Genomic DNA, 17310 nt, shown 5'->3' with positions numbered 1-17310 from the left:
TCCGCCAGCCGCCGCCGGTGCAGCAGCGGCTGGAGCAGCAGCGGCAGCCGGTGCAGCTGCGGCCGGAGCGGCAGCAGCAGCGCCGCCCGCTTCGATCGAGCCCAACACCTGGTTCGACAGGACGGTAGCGCCCTCTTCGGCAACGATCGCGCCCAGCACGCCGTCAGCTTCGGCCAACACCTCCAGAACGACTTTGTCGGTCTCGATGTCGACGATCAGGTCATCACGCTTTACGGCGTCGCCTGGTTTCTTGTGCCAGGTGGCAACGGTGCCATCGGCAACCGATTCCGGGAATGACGGGGCTTTGATTTCGATAGCCATTATCTGTGGGTCCTTAAAATTCGGTTTCAGTCAGCGCGAAGGCGTTAAACAGTGAAAGCATCTTTCAGCAGTTTTTCCTGCTGTTCGGCGTGCATCGACGCATAACCACACGCAGGTGCAGCAGAAGCATCACGACCGGCGTACTCCAGGCCAAGGCCTGTTTTGTGGTTACCGATGCTGCGACGCAGGTGATGCTGGCTGCTGTACCACGCGCCCTGGTTCATCGGTTCTTCCTGACACCACACGGCATTCGTGAGGTTGGTGTAAGGCGCGATGGCCTCCATCAGGTCGTCTTCCGGGAACGGGTAAAGCTGCTCGATACGCACGATGGCGATGTCTTCGCGGCCTTCGGCACGGCGTTTTTCCAGCAAGTCGTAGTAAACCTTGCCGCTGCACAGGATCAGGCGAGTGACCTTGGCCGCGTCCAGCGTGTCGATTTCTGGAATAACGGTCTGGAACGAACCGTCGGCCAGATCTTCCAGGGTCGAGATGGCCAGCTTATGACGCAACAGCGACTTCGGCGTCAGCACGACCAGCGGCTTGCGCAGCGGGCGGATCACCTGGCGACGCAGCAAGTGGTAGATCTGGGCCGGGGTAGTCGGCACGCACACCTGAATGTTGTGCTCGGCGCACAGTTGCAGGTAACGCTCAAGACGGGCCGAGGAGTGCTCCGGACCCTGACCTTCATAACCGTGTGGCAGCAACATGGTCAGACCGCACAGACGGCCCCACTTGTGCTCGCCGCTGGTGATGAACTGGTCGATAACCACTTGGGCGCCGTTGGCAAAGTCGCCGAACTGGGCTTCCCAGATCACCAGCGCCTGCGGCGTGGTGGTCGAGTAGCCGTATTCGAACGCCAGTACGGCTTCTTCGGACAGGAACGAATCGTACAGGTCGAAACGTGGCTGGCCTGCGTACAGGTTTTGCAGCGGAATGTAGGTGCCCGCGTCTTTCTGGTTGTGCAACACCGCGTGACGGTGCGAGAACGTGCCACGGCCGATGTCCTGGCCGGTCATGCGAATCGGGTGACCTTCGAACGCCAGGGTCGCGTACGCCATGGTTTCGGCGTAACCCCAGTTGATCGGCAGGCCGCCGGCTTGCATCTTCTGACGGTCTTCGTAGATCTTCGCAACCTGGCGCTGTACGACAAAGCCGTCTGGAATTTCCAGCAGCTTGGCAGACAGTTCCTGCAAGGTTTTCAGGTCGAACGTAGTGTCGTGGCGTGCAGTCCAGGCGTGGCCCAGGTACGGGCGCCAGTCAACGAACAGCTCTTTGTTCGGCTCTTTAACCAGGCTTTTTACCACGTGCAGGCCGTTGTCCAGCGCGTTGCGGTATTCGTCGATCTTCTCTTGAACACGCGCGTCGTCGACTACACCGGCCTTGGTCAGGCTTTCGGCGTACAGCTCACGGGTGGTGCGCTGCTTGGCGATCTGCTGGTACATCATCGGCTGGGTGCCGCTCGGCTCATCCGCTTCGTTGTGACCGCGACGGCGGTAGCAAACCAGGTCGATCACCACGTCACGCTTGAACTGCATGCGGTAGTCAATGGCCAACTGGGTCACGAACAACACGGCTTCCGGATCATCACCGTTGACGTGCAGGATCGGCGCCTGGATCATTTTCGCAACGTCGGTCGCGTACTCGGTAGAGCGCGCGTCCAGCGGGTTGCTGATGGTGAAGCCGACCTGGTTGTTGATAACGATGTGAACCGTACCGCCGGTCTTGAAGCCGCGAGTCTGCGACATCTGGAACGTTTCCAGAACCACGCCCTGACCGGCAAATGCCGCGTCACCGTGGATCGAGATCGGCAGAACTTTTTCACCGGTGGTGTCGTTGCGACGGTCCTGGCGCGCACGTACCGAACCCTCAACCACTGGCGAAACGATTTCCAGGTGGGACGGGTTGAACGCCATGGCCAGGTGAACTTCACCGCCGGTGGTCATCACGTTGGACGAGAAGCCCTGGTGGTATTTAACGTCACCGGAACCCAGCTCGACCTTCTTCTTGCCTTCGAACTCGTCGAACAGCTCGCGCGGGTTCTTGCCGAACGTGTTAACCAACACGTTCAAGCGACCACGGTGAGCCATGCCGATCACGACTTCCTTGGTGCCATAGGAACCGGAACGCTGGATCAGCTCGTCGAGCATCGGAATCAGGCTCTCGCCGCCTTCCAGGCCGAAACGCTTGGTGCCCGGGTATTTGGTGCCCAGGTATTTTTCGAGGCCTTCGGCTGCAGTCACGCGCTCCAGCAGGTGGCTGCGCACATCGGCGGACAATACCGGGCGGCCACGCACGCCTTCCAGGCGGTGCTGGAACCAGTGGCGCTGCTCGGAATCGGTGATGTGCGTAAATTCAGCGCCGATGGTGCGGCAATATGTCTGCTGCAACGCTTCGTGAATTTCGCGTAGGCTCGCTTCCTCTTTGCCGATGAACAGGTCGCCGGCACGGAAGGTCGTATCAAGATCGGCATTGGTCAAGCCGTAATGATTGATCGACAGGTCAGCAGGTGCAGGACGCTGCCAGAGCCCCAGCGGGTCAAGCTGGGCCGCCTGGTGGCCACGCATCCGGTAGGCCTGGATCAGTCGCAGTACTTCAACTTGCTTCTTTTCATGCTCACTGCTCACGCTACCGGCGGAAACCGGTTGAGCGCGGCGCTGGTTCTTTGCCAGCAGCACAAATTGATCGCGAATTGTTGCGTGCGATACATCGGTGGCAGCGTTGCCGTCTGAAGACAACGTCTGAAATTTGGTGCGCCATTCTTCTGGCACAGCGTTAGGGTCGTGCAGGTAGAGCTCATAAAGCTCTTCCACATAGGCAGCGTTACCACCTGAAAGATAGCCGCTGTTCCACATGCGCTGCATCACGCTTTCTTGCATGCTTGGTCACCCTCGATTTGGGGACACCACCGGCGAAAACACCGAGTTTGCTTGCAAAAGGCCAAGTGCAGCGACCAAAACAAGCCACTTAGGATCACGCTGATAGTTCGGGTACCAACCCGAATGCCCCTGCTTGTCTCATTTCTTCAAAATAAGAGCCGCGGCTTTGTAAGTCGCTGCTCAAGTTAAAACTACGGCGCCGGTTGAAGCCTGCGCCGCAGCATTTACGGGCACAACGGTCCTGCCTTGTTACGTCGCTTACACGCCGTTTTGCAGCAGCATGTTACGAATATGACCAATGGCCTTAGTCGGGTTCAGGCCTTTGGGACATACGTTGACGCAGTTCATGATCCCGCGGCAGCGGAATACGCTGAACGGGTCATCCAGTGAAGCCAGACGCTCGGACGTCTTGGTGTCGCGGCTGTCTGCCAGGAAGCGGTACGCTTGCAGCAGAGCGGCCGGGCCCAGGAACTTGTCCGGGTTCCACCAGAAGGACGGGCACGAGGTCGAGCAGCAAGCGCACAGAATGCACTCGTACAGACCGTCGAGCTTTTCACGTTCTTCAGGCGACTGCAGACGCTCGATGGCCGGAGCCGGCGTGTCATTCTGCAGGAACGGCTTAACTTTCTCGTATTGCTTGTAGAAGATGCTCATATCGACGACCAGGTCACGGATAACCGGCAAACCTGGCAGAGGACGAACGATCAGCTTGTTGCCTTTAACTACGGCGGACAGCGGCGTGATGCACGCCAGGCCGTTTTTGCCGTTGATGTTCATGCCATCGGAGCCGCAAACACCCTCGCGGCAAGAGCGACGATAAGAGAAACCCTCGTCCTGCTCTTTGATCAGTGCCAGTACGTCCAGCACCATCAGGTCTTTACCACCGGTATCGACCTGGAACTCCTGCATGAACGGCGCAGCGTCCTGATCAGGGTTGTAACGGTAAACACTGACTTTCAACATGGCAGCCACCCTTAGTAAGTCCGAATTTTCGGTTCAAACGTCGGAACCGTCTTCGGCGAGAAATTCACGGCACGCTTGGTTACGCGCTTGTCACCCGGGAAGAACAGGGTGTGGCACAACCAGTTTTCGTCATCGCGATCTTCAAAGTCTTCACGCGCGTGCGCACCTCGGGACTCTTTACGAACCTCAGCGGCGATCGCCGTGGCTTCAGCCACTTCCAGCAGGTTTTGCAGCTCAAGGGCTTCGATACGAGCGGTGTTGAACGCCTGGCTCTTGTCGTTGATCTTGACGTTGGCGATGCGCGTACGCAGGTCGGCCAACTGGGCGATGCCCTTCTGCATGTATTCGCCGGTACGGAACACACCGAAGTAGTTCTGCATGCAGCTTTGCAGCTCGCGACGCAGGGTTGCCACGTCTTCGCCATCGGTGCGCTCGTTCAGAGCGTTCAGACGGGCCAGAGCCGCTTCGATGTTGGCGTCGGTAGCGTCATCGTATTCGATGCCGTCAGTCAGCGCTTTTTCCAGGTGCAGGCCGGCAGCGCGGCCGAATACCACCAGGTCGAGCAGCGAGTTGCCGCCCAGACGGTTGGCACCGTGTACCGATACGCAAGCCACTTCGCCTACCGCGAACAGACCATGAATGATCTCGTCCACGCCCTCGGCGTTCTGGGTGATCGCCTGGCCATGAATGTTGGTCGGAACGCCGCCCATCATGTAGTGGCAAGTTGGTACAACCGGAACCGGAGCAACCACCGGGTCAACGTGAGCAAAGGTCTTGGACAGCTCACAGATACCTGGCAGGCGGCTGTGCAGCACTTCTTCGCCCAGGTGATCGAGCTTCAGCAGTACGTGGTCGCCGTTCGGGCCACAGCCGTTGCCGGCGATGATCTCTTTAACCATCGAACGGGCTACAACGTCACGACCGGCAAGGTCTTTCGCGTTCGGCGCATAACGTTCCATGAAACGCTCGCCGTGCTTGTTGATCAGGTAACCACCTTCACCACGGCAACCTTCGGTCACCAGTACACCGGCGCCGGCGATGCCGGTCGGGTGGAACTGCCACATTTCAATGTCTTGCACCGGTACGCCGGCACGCAATGCCATGCCGACGCCGTCACCGGTGTTGATCAGGGCGTTGGTGGTCGACGCGTAGATACGCCCTGCACCGCCAGTCGCCAGCACGGTAGCCTTGGCGCGGATGTAGGTGGTTTCGCCGGTTTCGATGCAGATCGCGATCACACCGACGAACTCGCCTTGGGCGTTCTTGACCAGGTCAACCGCGTAGTACTCGTTCAGGAACGTGGTGCCGGCTTTCAGGTTGCCCTGATAAAGCGTGTGCAGCAGCGCGTGGCCGGTACGGTCGGACGCGGCGCAGGTACGGGCAGCCTGCCCGCCTTTACCGTAATCCTTCGACTGACCGCCGAATGGGCGCTGGTAGATACGGCCTTGTTCGGTACGCGAGAACGGCAGACCCATGTGGTCCAGCTCGAACACGGCGGCCGGGCCTTCCTGACACATGTATTCGATAGCGTCCTGGTCACCGATGTAGTCGGAACCCTTGACGGTATCGTACATGTGCCAGCGCCAGTCATCGTTCGGGTCGGCGGACGCGATGGCGCAGGTGATGCCACCCTGAGCCGATACGGTGTGCGAACGGGTCGGAAACACCTTGGTGATCACGGCAGTCTTGTGACCGCCCTGGGCCAGCTGCAGCGCTGCGCGCATGCCAGCACCGCCGCCACCAATAATGATGGCGTCGAAGGAAATAGTTGGAATGTTAGCCATGAATCAGATACCCCAAAGAATCTGCACACCCCAGACGAAGTAAGCGAACATCGCAACGCCGCAGACTGCCTGAAAGAGGAAACGTACTGCGGTCGCGGACTTGCCCAGCGCCATCGGCGTCAGGTAGTCGGTCGCGATGGTCCACATGCCGACCCAGGCGTGTGCGCCCAGAGCTACAAGTGCCAGCAGACTGAAGATTCGCATCGCGTTATGAGCAAACAGGCCATGCCATTGCTCAAAGCCGATGCCCGGGTTTGCGACGAGGTACCCGATCAGGAAAATGAAATAAGCCGCGAGAACAACCGCAGACACACGCTGCGCCATCCAGTCGTAGAGGCCCGAACGCGAAAGGTTCGTAACGCTGGTTACCATATCCAAACTCCTGCCAGAACGATCAGCACCACGGAAATGGCGATGATGATTTTCGAGCCCAGGCGGCCGCCTTCCAGCGTCTCACCCACACCCATGTCCATAATCAAGTGGCGCACGCCGGCTACCAGGTGATACAGCAGAGAGGAGAGCAGGCCCCATGCTACGAACTTGGCCAGCGGGCTGGTCAAGCATGCCTTCACCTCGGCGAAACCTTCCTCGGAACCCAGGGATTTGCTCAATGCGTAAAGCATGATGCCCAGGCCAAGGAACAGGATGATGCCGGAAACACGGTGCAGGAACGACGTAACGCCGGTGATGGGGAGTTTGATGGTCCTTAGGTCTAGGTTTACAGGTCGTTGGCTATTCACGGCTTTTTTTCACACTGAAGAGCCCCTAACAATCAGGGCAAAGTTGTTGGGGAGTGCACTGGTCAGGTAAGCACCACCCAGGGAGTGCGACCCCCAATGAAAGCAAGCCCAAAAGCCTTTGGCGGTCGGTGGCCGAGTATAGACAGTTAGGTTACTAATGACAACGCGCGCTCCTCACCCTAATAGCGGATTGCGCTGACAGGATAAAAGGCGTAAACGGCAGTTAATTTCGAGGAAAAAGTACGGTTAAAGCCTTCTGGGGCAAGACTTTAGGCAAATTGACATCTGAATTTATCTCACTATAGTGGTGCGGGCCCTGCGTGGGGGGTCTGTCTGATGATTTGAAGCATAAATAGGAGGCCACATGGCTGACAAAAAAGCGCAGTTGATCATCGAGGGCGCAGCCCCCGTCGAGCTGCCCATTTTAACCGGCACCGTTGGTCCCGATGTTATAGACGTACGGGGTCTGACGGCCACGGGCCGTTTCACATTCGACCCAGGCTTCATGTCGACCGCCTCTTGCGAGTCGAAGATCACCTATATCGATGGCGACAATGGCATTCTGCTTCACCGCGGTTACCCGATCGAGCAACTGGCCGAGCACTCGGACTACCTCGAAACTTGCTACCTGCTGCTGAATGGCGAACTGCCAACGGTTGAGCAGAAAGCCCAGTTCGTGAGCACCGTAAAGAACCACACCATGGTTCACGAGCAGTTGAAGACCTTCTTCAACGGCTTCCGTCGCGACGCCCACCCGATGGCCGTCATGTGCGGCGTAGTCGGCGCCCTGTCGGCCTTCTATCACGACTCCCTGGACATCAATAACCCGCAGCATCGCGAAATTTCCGCGATCCGCCTGGTTGCCAAGATGCCGACCCTGGCCGCAATGGTTTACAAGTACTCCATGGGCCAGCCCATGATGTACCCGCGCAACGACCTGACGTACGCGGAAAACTTCCTGCACATGATGTTCAACACCCCGTGCGAGATCAAACCGATCAGCCCGGTGCTGGCCAAGGCGATGGACAAGATCTTCATCCTCCACGCCGACCACGAACAGAACGCCTCCACCTCTACCGTGCGCCTGGCGGGCTCTTCGGGTGCCAACCCGTTTGCCTGTATCGCCGCCGGTATCGCCGCACTGTGGGGCCCTGCTCACGGCGGCGCGAACGAAGCCGTATTGACCATGCTCGATGAAATCGGCGATGTCTCGAACATCGACGCCTTCATCGCCAAGGCCAAGGACAAGAACGATCCGTTCAAACTGATGGGCTTCGGTCACCGGGTTTACAAAAACCGCGACCCACGCGCCACCGTCATGAAGCAGACCTGCGACGAAGTGTTGAAGGAACTGGGCATCAAGAACGATCCGCAACTCGAACTGGCCATGCGCCTGGAAGAGATCGCCCTGACCGACCCGTACTTCATCGAACGCTCGCTGTACCCGAACGTCGACTTCTACTCGGGGATCATCCTCAAGGCGATCGGCATTCCAACCAGCATGTTCACCGTGATCTTCGCCCTGGCGCGGACCGTGGGCTGGATCTCCCACTGGAAAGAAATGCTCTCCAGCCCGTACAAGATTGGCCGCCCGCGCCAGTTGTACACCGGCTACGAGTCGCGTGACATCACCAAGCTGGAAGATCGGCACTAAATCTCAGCCAAATAAAACGGCCTCTTTATGAGGCCGTTTTTTTGCCCGGGATTTAGTGAGCTGCAAGCTTCAAGCTGTTAGCTACAAGCAAAAAAATACCCCTGCCTCACGACAGGGGTATTTCTCTATACAACACTGCTTCTAACTTGCAGCTTGTAGCTTAAAGCTTGCAACTGCCTCAATGATTCACCGCCCCACTCGCCCCAAGGCCAGTTTGCGAACGCACAAACTGAGGGAAGTACAGCGCACGCTCTTTCACCGCCGCCGCCGACTTGTCGGTGATGGAGAAGAACCAGATGCCGACGAACGCAATGATCATCGAGAACAGCGCCGGGTACTCGTACGGGAAGATGGCTTTTTCATGGTGCAGGATCGACACCCAGATGGTCGGGCCAAGCACCATCAGGCCAACGGCACTGATCAAACCCAGCCAGCCGCCAATCATCGCGCCACGGGTGGTGAGGTTTTTCCAGTACATGGAAAGCAGCAGCACCGGGAAGTTACAGCTCGCAGCAATCGAGAACGCCAGGCCAACCATGAACGCGATGTTCTGGCTTTCGAACAGGATACCCAGGCCGATGGCCAATACACCCAAGGCCACGGTCGTGATCTTCGATACGCGAATCTCGTCCTTGTCGTTAGCTTTGCCTTTCTTGATCACGCTGGCGTACAGGTCATGCGACACCGCCGAAGCACCGGCAAGGGTCAAACCGGCAACCACCGCAAGGATGGTGGCAAACGCCACGGCCGAGATGAAGCCCAGGAACAAGCTGCCACCCACCGCGTCAGCCAGGTGCACCGCCGCCATGTTGTTACCGCCGAGCAACGCGCCAGCCGCATCCTTGAACGCAGGGTTGGTGCTGACCAGCAGGATCGCGCCAAAGCCGATGATAAACGTCAGGATGTAGAAGTAGCCGATGAAGCCTGTGGCATACAGCACGCTCTTACGCGCTTCCTTGGCGTCGCTTACGGTGAAGAAGCGCATCAAAATGTGCGGCAGGCCGGCGGTACCGAACATCAGTGCCAGGCCCAGGGAGAATGCCGAAATCGGGTCTTTCACCAAGCCACCGGGGCTCATGATCGCTTCACCTTTAGGGTGAACCTTGATTGCCTCGGCAAACAGCATGTTGAAGTCGAAGTTGACGTGCTTCATCACCATCAGCGCCATGAACGAGGCACCGGACAGCAGCAGCACTGCCTTGATGATCTGCACCCAGGTGGTCGCCAGCATGCCGCCGAACAGCACGTACATGCACATCAGGATGCCCACCAGGATGACCGCTACGTGGTAGTCCAGGCCGAACAGCAGCTGGATCAACTTGCCCGCGCCGACCATCTGCGCGATCAGGTAGAACGCCACTACCACCAGCGAACCACACGCCGACAGGCTGCGGATCTGGGTTTGCCCCAAGCGGTAGGAGGCCACGTCGGCAAACGTGTACTTGCCCAGGTTACGCAGGCGCTCGGCGATCAGGAACAGAATGATCGGCCAACCCACCAAAAAGCCGATCGAGTAGATCAGGCCGTCGTAGCCGGAGGTGTACACCAGCGCGGAAATACCCAGGAAAGACGCCGCCGACATATAGTCGCCGGCAATCGCCAGGCCGTTCTGGAAACCGGTGATCTTGCCGCCGGCTGCATAGTAGTCAGCCGCCGACTTGTTGCGCTTGGACGCCCAATAAGTGATGCACAAGGTCGCACCGACGAAGGCCACGAACATTACGATCGCTGAAATGTTCAACGGTTGTTTTTGCACTTCACCGGTCAATGCATCCGCCGCCCAAACGGCGGGCGCGAAGACCGAAGCGCCGAGTACCGCCAATAGACGCCGGATCATTGCGCAGCCTCCTTGAGAATCGCATTGTTCAGGTCGTCAAATTCGCCATTGGCGCGTCGTACGTAGATACCGGTGAGGATGAAGGCCGAAACAATCAGCCCTACCCCGATCGGGATGCCCCAGGTAATAGACGAACCAGGGCTGAGCTTGGCCCCCAGCACTTGAGGCCCGTAGGCAATTAACAGGATGAAAGCGGAGTAAAGCCCAAGCATGGTCGCCGAGAGAATCCAGGCGAACCGTTCTCTTTTTTTAACCAGCTCCTTGAAGCGCGGGCTGTTTTGAATCGAGAGGTAAATGCTGTCGTTCATTGTTTTTATCCTCGCAGCACAGCTTTTTTATTATTGGAACGTATCCACTGTATGCGGCTACGGAACAGGTTCCAGACGACCTTAGTAGTAGAGGGAGTGTAGCGAGGGTTTGGCGGCGCGCAGAAACATTTGCGGGGAGGTCAAACGCAATGTGGGAAGGTGCTTGCGCCCGATAGCGATGTGCCAGTTGAAACATCCAGGACTGACACACCGCCATCGGCAGCAAACCCCCTCCCACAGGGTTACATCGGGGTGTTATTTAGCGGTCCACTCGGCCACACGCTCAGGGTGCTTGGCGACCCAGTCTTTGGCCGCGGCTTCAGGCTTGGCGCCGTCTTGAATGGCGAGCATGACTTCGCCGATTTCATCCTTGGAGGCCCACTGGAATTTCTTCAGGAAGGCGACGACTTCCGGCGCTTTCTTCTCAAGGCCCTTGCTGCCAATGCTGTTGACGGTTTCAGCAGCACCATAAATGCCTTTTGGATCGTCGAGGAAACGCAGTTTCCACTTGGCGAACATCCAGTGTGGCACCCAACCGGTCACCGCAATGGAGTCCTGTTTGTCTTCGGCACGGGTCAGTTCGGCGATCATCGCGGCGCCTGAGCTGGCTTGTAGTTTGTAGTCCAGGCCGTAGGCTTTGATCGCCTCGTCGGTCTTGAGCATTACGCCTGAACCGGCGTCGATGCCGACGATTTTGTTCTTGAAGGTAGTGTCGGTCTTGAGGTCTTCGATGGACTTGGCCTTGACGTACTCCGGCACGATCAAGCCAATTTTCGCCTCCTTGAAGTTGGGGCCGTAGTCGACCACCTTGTCCTTGTTCTTGGCCCAGTATTCACCGTGGGTCACGGGCAGCCAGGCCGAGAGCATCGCGTCGAGCTTGCCGGTGGCCACGCCCTGCCACATGATCCCGGTGGCCACGGCTTGCAGTTTCACGTCATAACCGAGCTTCTGCTTGATCACCTCTGCCGCCACATGCGTGGTGGCAACGCTGTCGGACCAGCCGTCTACGTAGCCGATGCTCAGGGTTTTGCTGTCGGCGCTGGCCACGGTGGAGCCCATCGCAACTACCAGAGTGGCAGCTGCGCCCAAGAGTCGTCGCATCTTCATATTACTTCCCCGAAAGTGCTGCGCCCGACGGATGCCGGGCGACGTCAACCTGTTGTTCGGTGGTGCGCCGCGCACCCTTCACGCGCATCGATCCGGTTGCGGCGGCATCAGTTGCGTGCTGACTCTTTGATCATCAACCTGCCGGCGCGTTGGACCTGCTCTGACTGCGACCTCCGGTCAGCCAGTAACGACATCACATCGCCAGCAAGACGATTTACAGGCCATAGCAGCAGAATCCCGCCCGAACTTTGCATGTCAAAATTATGCAGCCCCACTGGAACGGGTTAAATCCGGGTAAGATGCGCGCCTTTGCTCCCCCAGATAAGCCGACCATGCCCGCGACTGCACGCTTCCCTGCCCTGCCCTATTGTTTCGCCTTGATCCTCGGCTTGCTGGCCCTTGTGGGCTATTGGTACGGCCTCGGCCGGCCAGTGGTGTTGCCGGACGTCGCCAGCGCCAGCCACAAAATGCAGTGCGCCTCTTATACACCGTTCGACAAGGACCAGTCGCCGTTCGACCAGCCGTTCACACTGCGCCCCGAGCGCATGGACGCCGACCTGGAGCTGCTGGCCACCCGCTTTGAATGCATCCGCACCTACTCCATGACCGGCCTGGAAGCCTTGCCGGGCCTGGCGCGCAAGCACGGGCTGAAGTTGATGATCGGCGCCTGGGTCAGCAGTGACCCGGTGATGACCGAAAAGGAAGTCGACCTGTTGATCGTCTCCGCCAACGCCAACCCTGACGTGGTGACCTCGGTCATCGTCGGCAACGAAGCCCTGTTGCGTAAAGAAGTCACCGCCAAACAGCTGGTGACGTTGATTCACAAGGTCAAAAGCCAGATCAAGCAGCCGGTCACCTACGCCGACGTGTGGGAGTTCTGGCTGAAACACCCGGAAATCGCCCCGGCGGTAGACTTTTTGACCATCCACCTGCTGCCCTACTGGGAAGATGACCCGTCGGGCATCGACCAGGCACTCAAGCATGTGGGCGACGTACGCCAGACCTTCGGCAACAAATTTGCGCCCAAAGACGTGCTGATCGGCGAGACCGGCTGGCCCAGCGAAGGCCGCCAGCGCGAAACCGCAGTGCCGAGCCGGGTCAACGAAGCCAGGTTCATGCGCGGTTTTGTGGCCATGGCCGAAGCGAATGGCTGGCATTACAACCTGATCGAAGCCTTTGACCAGCCGTGGAAACGCGCCAGTGAAGGCGCGGTCGGCGGCTATTGGGGTTTGTTTGATGCAGACCGTCAGGACAAGGGCATCCTCGCCGGGCCGGTGACCAATGTGCCGTACTGGCCGCTGTGGTTGGGCACCGGCGCAATCATTTTGCTCGGCACCCTTGTGCTCGGTGGCCGCGTGCGCAGCACTCGCTCAGCGTGGCTGTTGCCATTGCTCGGCGCTGTCGCAGCGTGCTCCATCGGCACCTGGGCCGAACTGACCCGCGTGACCGCACGCTCCAACGATGAATGGGTATGGGCCGGGTTGCTGGTGGCGTTGAACCTGTTGGTGCTGGCGCACGCCGCACTGGCGTTGAGCGCCCGCGAAGGTTGGCGCCAGCGCGCGTTCAACTGGCTTGAGCAGCGCGCGGGCTGGCTGGTCGCAATCGCCGGGTTTGCCGGTGCCGTGATGATGCTGGCGCTGGTGTTTGACCCGCGTTATCGCAGCTTCCCAAGTGCCGCGCTGCTGCTGCCGGCGCTGGTCTACCTGCTGCGCCCGGTGCACGGGCCACGTCGGGAAATTGCGCTACTGACCTTCATCATCGGTGCAGGCATTGCGCCGCAGCTTTACCGTGAAGGCTTGCTGAACCAGCAGGCCTGGGGGTGGGCGCTGGTCAGTGGGCTGATGGTGGTGGCGTTGTGGCGTTGCTTGCGGGTGCGCAAGGTTTAGAACCGCTATCGCGAGCAAGCCCGCTCCCACAGTTGACCGCGTTCCAGGGCGTGCACTCGGTCAACTGTGGGAGCGGGCTTGCTCGCGATTGGCCCTGTCAGGCAACCCGCGGCTTTCTGACCAACCGCAACCCCGCAATCACCACCGCAAATACCGCAAATGTGGTGTTGTACAATGCCAACGCCGGCAACCCGAACACCAAACCCAGCACCGCCAAGCCCCAGCCCGTACGGCCCGGCACAAAAAACGCAAGCACCGACGTGACCAACGCAGCCCAACCCAACACTTTAAAGTGGATCATCAGCCCAAGGCTTGAACGCAGTTGGCATTCCCAGCGGCTCGCATCATCGGCACAGATGCCCACCCAATGGCTGTCCTCCATAAAACCGTAACGTGCGCCATAACTGGCGGCCAGCCACAACGGCAAGGCAATAAGCAGCAAAATCAACGGCAAGCGGCGGGACATTGGGGCACTCCGATAGGCAAAACGGCGCTCAGCTTAATCCCACGGCCGCCTTTAGCAAGGTGTCTGCACAGATAAGTATTCATCCAAGCGTCACAAAGTGTATCGTCTCGCAACTATTACCCCGATTCCGACGTTATTTTCCGACTTTTCGTACCGAAAGCTGGCACTTCGGTGGCAACGCGGTGGTCATAGCCTGCGAACTTCATTCAGCACGTTTCCTCTTAGGGATTAAGTCATGCTCCGTTCCTTGCGCTGCGCTGCCTTACTGGGCAGCCTTTTTTTGAGTGCGTCAGCACTGGCCGTCGATATAGACCAAGCCACCTATGGCTTCCCTTTGACAAACCCGTTCGAAGCGACCCTGGCCAGCACACCGCCCGATCTTCGGCCCAAATTGCCGACCGACGATGAGATCAACCAGTCCGACTACACGCTGAACATGCGCCCAGAGCGCGAATTCAGCCTGCCGGACAACTTCTGGGCGGTGAAAAAACTCACCTACCGCATCGCCAAGCAGGACCACGCCGCGCCGCTGATCTTCCTGATCGCCGGCACCGGTGCGCGGTTTGACAGCAGCATCAACGAATTCCTGAAAAAACTGTACTACCAGGCTGGCTACCACGTGGTGCAACTGTCGTCGCCGACCAGCTTCGACTTCATCAGCGCCGCCTCGCGCTTCGCCACCCCGGGCATCACCCAGGAAGATGCCGAAGACATGTACCGCGTGATGCAAGCCGTACGCGCACAGAACGCCTCGCTGCCGGTGACTGACTTTTACCTCACCGGTTACAGCCTCGGCGCGCTGGAAGCTGCGTTTGTAAGCAAACTCGACGAGACCCGTCGCAGCTTCAACTTCAAGAAAGTGTTGCTGCTCAACCCGCCGGTCAACCTCTTCACCTCGATCACCAACCTCGACAAGCTGGTACAAACCGAGGTCAAGGGCATCAACAACACCACCACATTTTATGAACTGGTGCTGAACAAGCTGACGCGCTACTTCCAGCAAAAGGGCTACATCGACCTCAACGACGCCCTGCTCTACGACTTCCAGAACTCCAAGCAGCATCTGACCAACGAACAGATGGCCATGCTGATCGGCACTGTGTTCCGTTTTGCGGCGGCCGACATTGCCTTCACCTCGGACCTGATCAACCGTCGCGGCCTGATCATCCCGCCCAAATACCCGATCACCGAAGGCACCAGCCTCACGCCGTTCCTCAAGCGCGCGCTGCAATGTGACTTCGACTGCTACCTGACCGAACAAGTGATCCCGATGTGGCGCGCACGCTCTGACGGCGGCAGCGTGCTGCAACTGGTCGATCAGGTGAGCCTGTATGCCCTCAAGGATTACCTGCACACCAGCCCGAAAATCGCCGTAATGCACAACGCCGACGACGTAATTCTCGGCCCTGGCGACTTGGGTTTTCTGCGTAAAACCTTCGGCGATCGCTTGACCGTCTACCCGCTGGGCGGCCACTGCGGCAACCTCAATTACCGCGTCAACGCCGACGCCATGCTGGAGTTCTTCCGTGGCTAAATATCTTCTGCTGCTCGCTGCCCTGATGTGTTCGGGCGTCGCCAATGCCGACAACAGCAAGGCGCACGAACCGGTCAAGGTCGATAACGACGGTTTCAAGGAGCCGTTGACCAAGCTCAAGTTCAACCCCGGCCTGGACCAGCGCGAGTTCGAGCGCTCGGCACTGACCGCGCTCAACGTGTATGACCCGCTGGAGTCGTGGAACCGCCGCGTGTACCACTTCAACTACCGCTTCGACCAGTGGGTGTTCCTGCCGGTGGTGGATGGTTACCGCTATATCACACCGAGCTTCCTGCGCACCGGCGTGAGCAACTTTTTCAACAATTTGGGCGATGTGCCCAACCTGATGAACAGCCTGCTGCAACTCAAGGGCCACCGCTCTCTGGAAACCACCGGGCGCCTGCTGCTTAACACCACCATCGGCATCGCCGGCCTGTGGGACCCGGCCACCGCCATGGGCCTGCCGCGCCAGAGCGAAGACTTCGGCCAAACGTTGGGTTTCTACGGCGTACCTGGCGGCGCCTATGTGATGCTGCCGATCTTCGGCCCATCGAACCTGCGCGACACCGGTGGCTTGGTCGTCGATTTCAGCGCCGAGTCGCAAATCAACTTCCTGAACGTGTCCAAAGTCAGCGAAAACCACCCGGAAATCTGGGCTTTGCGCGCGGTCGACAAGCGCTACCAGACCAGCTTCCGCTACGGCCAGATGAATTCGCCGTTCGAGTATGAAAAGGTACGCTACATCTACACCGAGTCGCGCAAGTTGCAGATCGCCGAGTAACCACCGTGACAAAAAAAGGCCATTCGATTGAATGGCCTTTTTTTATGGCGACGGCTTTATTTGCCGGCGATGCAAACCGTCAGCGCTTTGCAGTTCGCCATACCTTGCCAACCACCTGAACCACAGCCAATACAATCGCCCCCGCAATGATCCCCGCCACCGCATTGAGCAGCGTAGGCATCAACCACGCTAAGCCACCGGTGCTCTGGCTTAGCGTCTCGATCCAGTGATGCACCACCGGCACACCGTGAGTCAGAATGCTGCCACCGACCATAAACATCGCCGCTGTGCCGATCACCGACAAGCTTTTCATCATGTAGGGCGCTACACGCAAAATCGCCCCGCCGATGCTGCGCGCCGCTTGGCCTGGTTTTTCGGTCAGCCACAGGCCCAGGTCATCCAGCTTGACGATACCGGCCACCAGGCCGTAAACGCCGATGGTCATGACAATCGCGATGCCAGACAGCACGATGACCTGCTGCATCAGGGGTGCATCAGCCACGGTGCCGAGCGTGATGGCAATGATCTCGGCAGAGAGGATGAAATCCGTACGGACCGCACCCTTGATTTTATCCTTCTCGAAGGCCACCAAGTCGGTCGCAGGGTCGGCGACAGCTTTCACCACCTCGGCATGTTCGGCCTCGACGTCGGTTTTGCTGTGGAGGAATTTATGCGCGAGCTTTTCAAAGCCCTCGAAACACAAATACGCCCCACCGAGCATCAGCAGCGGTGTCACCGCCCACGGTGCAAACGCACTGATCAACAAAGCGGTGGGCACCAGAATCAGCTTGTTGATAAACGAGCCCTTGGCGACCGCCCACACCACCGGAATTTCGCGTTCGGCACGCACTCCGGAAACCTGCTGGGCGTTAAGCGCAAGATCGTCGCCCAGCACACCGGCGGTCTTTTTTGCCGCCACTTTTGTCATCAGTGCAACGTCGTCGAGTACCGCGGCGATATCGTCGATCAAAACCAACAAGCTGCTTGCTGCCATGAATCGGGCTTCCATTAGGGAGAGAGGGGGCGAGCATAACGCGGCCCAGCGCTTTGCGG

At 58.8% G+C, this 17310-nt stretch carries 15 protein-coding genes; 4 read left to right on the top strand and 11 right to left on the bottom strand.

Going from position 1 to position 17310, the window contains the following annotated elements:
• The 6 genes from AO240_RS21630 to sdhC form a co-directional block, all read right to left on the bottom strand.
• Positions 1-321, bottom strand: a 321-nt coding sequence (locus AO240_RS21630; protein WP_305887198.1) for a biotin/lipoyl-containing protein, incomplete at its 3' end; no start/stop codon positions are given.
• Positions 322-365: 44 nt separating this feature from the next.
• Positions 366-3197: a 2-oxoglutarate dehydrogenase E1 component gene (locus AO240_RS21625; RefSeq protein WP_058411718.1), complete on the bottom strand. Its 2832-nt coding sequence runs from the start codon at positions 3195-3197 to the stop codon at positions 366-368.
• 258 nt (positions 3198-3455) lie between these two features.
• Positions 3456-4160: a succinate dehydrogenase iron-sulfur subunit gene (locus AO240_RS21620; protein WP_034102931.1), complete on the bottom strand. Its 705-nt coding sequence runs from the start codon at positions 4158-4160 to the stop codon at positions 3456-3458.
• Positions 4161-4171: 11 nt separating this feature from the next.
• Entirely contained in the window at positions 4172-5944 is a 1773-nt protein-coding gene (sdhA, locus tag AO240_RS21615) for a succinate dehydrogenase flavoprotein subunit (RefSeq protein ID WP_058411719.1), read from the bottom strand.
• Positions 5945-5947: 3 nt separating this feature from the next.
• A complete protein-coding gene (gene sdhD / locus AO240_RS21610) occupies positions 5948-6316 on the bottom strand; it encodes a succinate dehydrogenase, hydrophobic membrane anchor protein (protein WP_099239078.1) in 369 nt (122 codons plus the stop codon).
• Positions 6310-6684, bottom strand: coding sequence for a succinate dehydrogenase, cytochrome b556 subunit (gene sdhC, locus AO240_RS21605; RefSeq protein ID WP_099239076.1), 375 nt, complete (start codon positions 6682-6684; stop codon positions 6310-6312). The genes sdhD and sdhC overlap by 7 nt, the downstream gene beginning before the upstream one ends.
• 364 nt (positions 6685-7048) lie before the next feature.
• Here sdhC and gltA point away from each other — a divergent pair, with 364 nt between their 5' ends.
• Positions 7049-8338 (top strand): citrate synthase, encoded by a 1290-nt coding sequence (gene gltA, locus AO240_RS21600; RefSeq protein WP_058411722.1) that lies wholly within the window; start codon positions 7049-7051, stop codon positions 8336-8338.
• Between the two features lie 178 nt (positions 8339-8516).
• On the opposite strand, the gene AO240_RS21595 is transcribed toward gltA, so the two are convergent.
• From AO240_RS21595 to AO240_RS21585, 3 genes are all read right to left on the bottom strand, one after another.
• Positions 8517-10175, bottom strand: coding sequence for a cation acetate symporter (locus AO240_RS21595; protein ID WP_099239074.1), 1659 nt, complete (start codon positions 10173-10175; stop codon positions 8517-8519).
• Positions 10172-10483, bottom strand: coding sequence for a DUF485 domain-containing protein (locus tag AO240_RS21590; protein ID WP_099239072.1), 312 nt, complete (start codon positions 10481-10483; stop codon positions 10172-10174). Before AO240_RS21590 ends, AO240_RS21595 begins: the two co-directional genes overlap by 4 nt.
• A gap of 255 nt (positions 10484-10738) precedes the next feature.
• Complete coding sequence (locus AO240_RS21585) at positions 10739-11590, bottom strand: glycine betaine ABC transporter substrate-binding protein (protein ID WP_099239070.1); 852 nt, start codon at positions 11588-11590, stop codon at positions 10739-10741.
• Positions 11591-11922: 332 nt separating this feature from the next.
• Here AO240_RS21585 and AO240_RS21580 point away from each other — a divergent pair, with 332 nt between their 5' ends.
• Positions 11923-13476: a glycosyl hydrolase family 17 protein gene (locus tag AO240_RS21580; RefSeq protein ID WP_099239096.1), complete on the top strand. Its 1554-nt coding sequence runs from the start codon at positions 11923-11925 to the stop codon at positions 13474-13476.
• Positions 13477-13573: 97 nt separating this feature from the next.
• Here AO240_RS21580 and AO240_RS21575 read toward each other — a convergent pair whose 3' ends face one another.
• The gene (locus AO240_RS21575; RefSeq protein WP_099239068.1) at positions 13574-13942 is read right to left on the bottom strand and encodes a hypothetical protein; all 369 of its coding nucleotides are present in this window, start codon (positions 13940-13942) and stop codon (positions 13574-13576) included.
• A 235-nt stretch (positions 13943-14177) separates the two neighbouring features.
• On the opposite strand from AO240_RS21575, the gene AO240_RS21570 reads away from it, so the two are divergent.
• Positions 14178-15476, top strand: coding sequence for a serine/threonine protein kinase (locus tag AO240_RS21570; RefSeq protein ID WP_099239066.1), 1299 nt, complete (start codon positions 14178-14180; stop codon positions 15474-15476).
• Positions 15469-16257 carry a VacJ family lipoprotein gene (locus tag AO240_RS21565; RefSeq protein WP_099239064.1) on the top strand — a complete coding sequence of 263 codons (789 nt, stop codon included), beginning with the start codon at positions 15469-15471 and terminating at the stop codon, positions 16255-16257. Before AO240_RS21570 ends, AO240_RS21565 begins: the two co-directional genes overlap by 8 nt.
• Positions 16258-16336: 79 nt before the next feature.
• Here AO240_RS21565 and AO240_RS21560 read toward each other — a convergent pair whose 3' ends face one another.
• Positions 16337-17251 carry a DUF808 domain-containing protein gene (locus AO240_RS21560; protein ID WP_099239062.1) on the bottom strand — a complete coding sequence of 305 codons (915 nt, stop codon included), beginning with the start codon at positions 17249-17251 and terminating at the stop codon, positions 16337-16339.
• Between the last annotated feature and the right edge of the window lie 59 nt (positions 17252-17310).

The organism is Pseudomonas sp. ICMP 460 (genome assembly GCF_002723595.1).
In the GTDB taxonomy this organism is placed as follows: Bacteria; Pseudomonadota; Gammaproteobacteria; order Pseudomonadales; family Pseudomonadaceae; genus Aquipseudomonas; species Aquipseudomonas kitaguniensis.
This window is presented reverse-complemented; position numbering and strand designations above follow the sequence as displayed.

Excerpts from the sequence above, each read along its gene's own strand:
- AO240_RS21620 (WP_034102931.1), bottom strand. The coding sequence starts at position 4,160 with ATGTTGAAAGTCAGTGTTTACCGTTACAACCCTGATCAGGACGCTGCG.
- gltA (WP_058411722.1), top strand. The coding sequence starts at position 7,049 with ATGGCTGACAAAAAAGCGCAGTTGATCATCGAGGGCGCAGCCCCCGTC.
- AO240_RS21575 (WP_099239068.1), bottom strand. The coding sequence starts at position 13,942 with ATGTCCCGCCGCTTGCCGTTGATTTTGCTGCTTATTGCCTTGCCGTTG.
- AO240_RS21625 (WP_058411718.1), bottom strand. The coding sequence starts at position 3,197 with ATGCAAGAAAGCGTGATGCAGCGCATGTGGAACAGCGGCTATCTTTCA.
- sdhA (WP_058411719.1), bottom strand. The coding sequence starts at position 5,944 with ATGGCTAACATTCCAACTATTTCCTTCGACGCCATCATTATTGGTGGC.
- AO240_RS21590 (WP_099239072.1), bottom strand. The coding sequence starts at position 10,483 with ATGAACGACAGCATTTACCTCTCGATTCAAAACAGCCCGCGCTTCAAG.
- AO240_RS21595 (WP_099239074.1), bottom strand. The coding sequence starts at position 10,175 with ATGATCCGGCGTCTATTGGCGGTACTCGGCGCTTCGGTCTTCGCGCCC.
- AO240_RS21580 (WP_099239096.1), top strand. The coding sequence starts at position 11,923 with ATGCCCGCGACTGCACGCTTCCCTGCCCTGCCCTATTGTTTCGCCTTG.
- sdhD (WP_099239078.1), bottom strand. The coding sequence starts at position 6,316 with ATGGTAACCAGCGTTACGAACCTTTCGCGTTCGGGCCTCTACGACTGG.
- AO240_RS21570 (WP_099239066.1), top strand. The coding sequence starts at position 14,178 with ATGCTCCGTTCCTTGCGCTGCGCTGCCTTACTGGGCAGCCTTTTTTTG.
- AO240_RS21560 (WP_099239062.1), bottom strand. The coding sequence starts at position 17,251 with ATGGCAGCAAGCAGCTTGTTGGTTTTGATCGACGATATCGCCGCGGTA.
- AO240_RS21585 (WP_099239070.1), bottom strand. The coding sequence starts at position 11,590 with ATGAAGATGCGACGACTCTTGGGCGCAGCTGCCACTCTGGTAGTTGCG.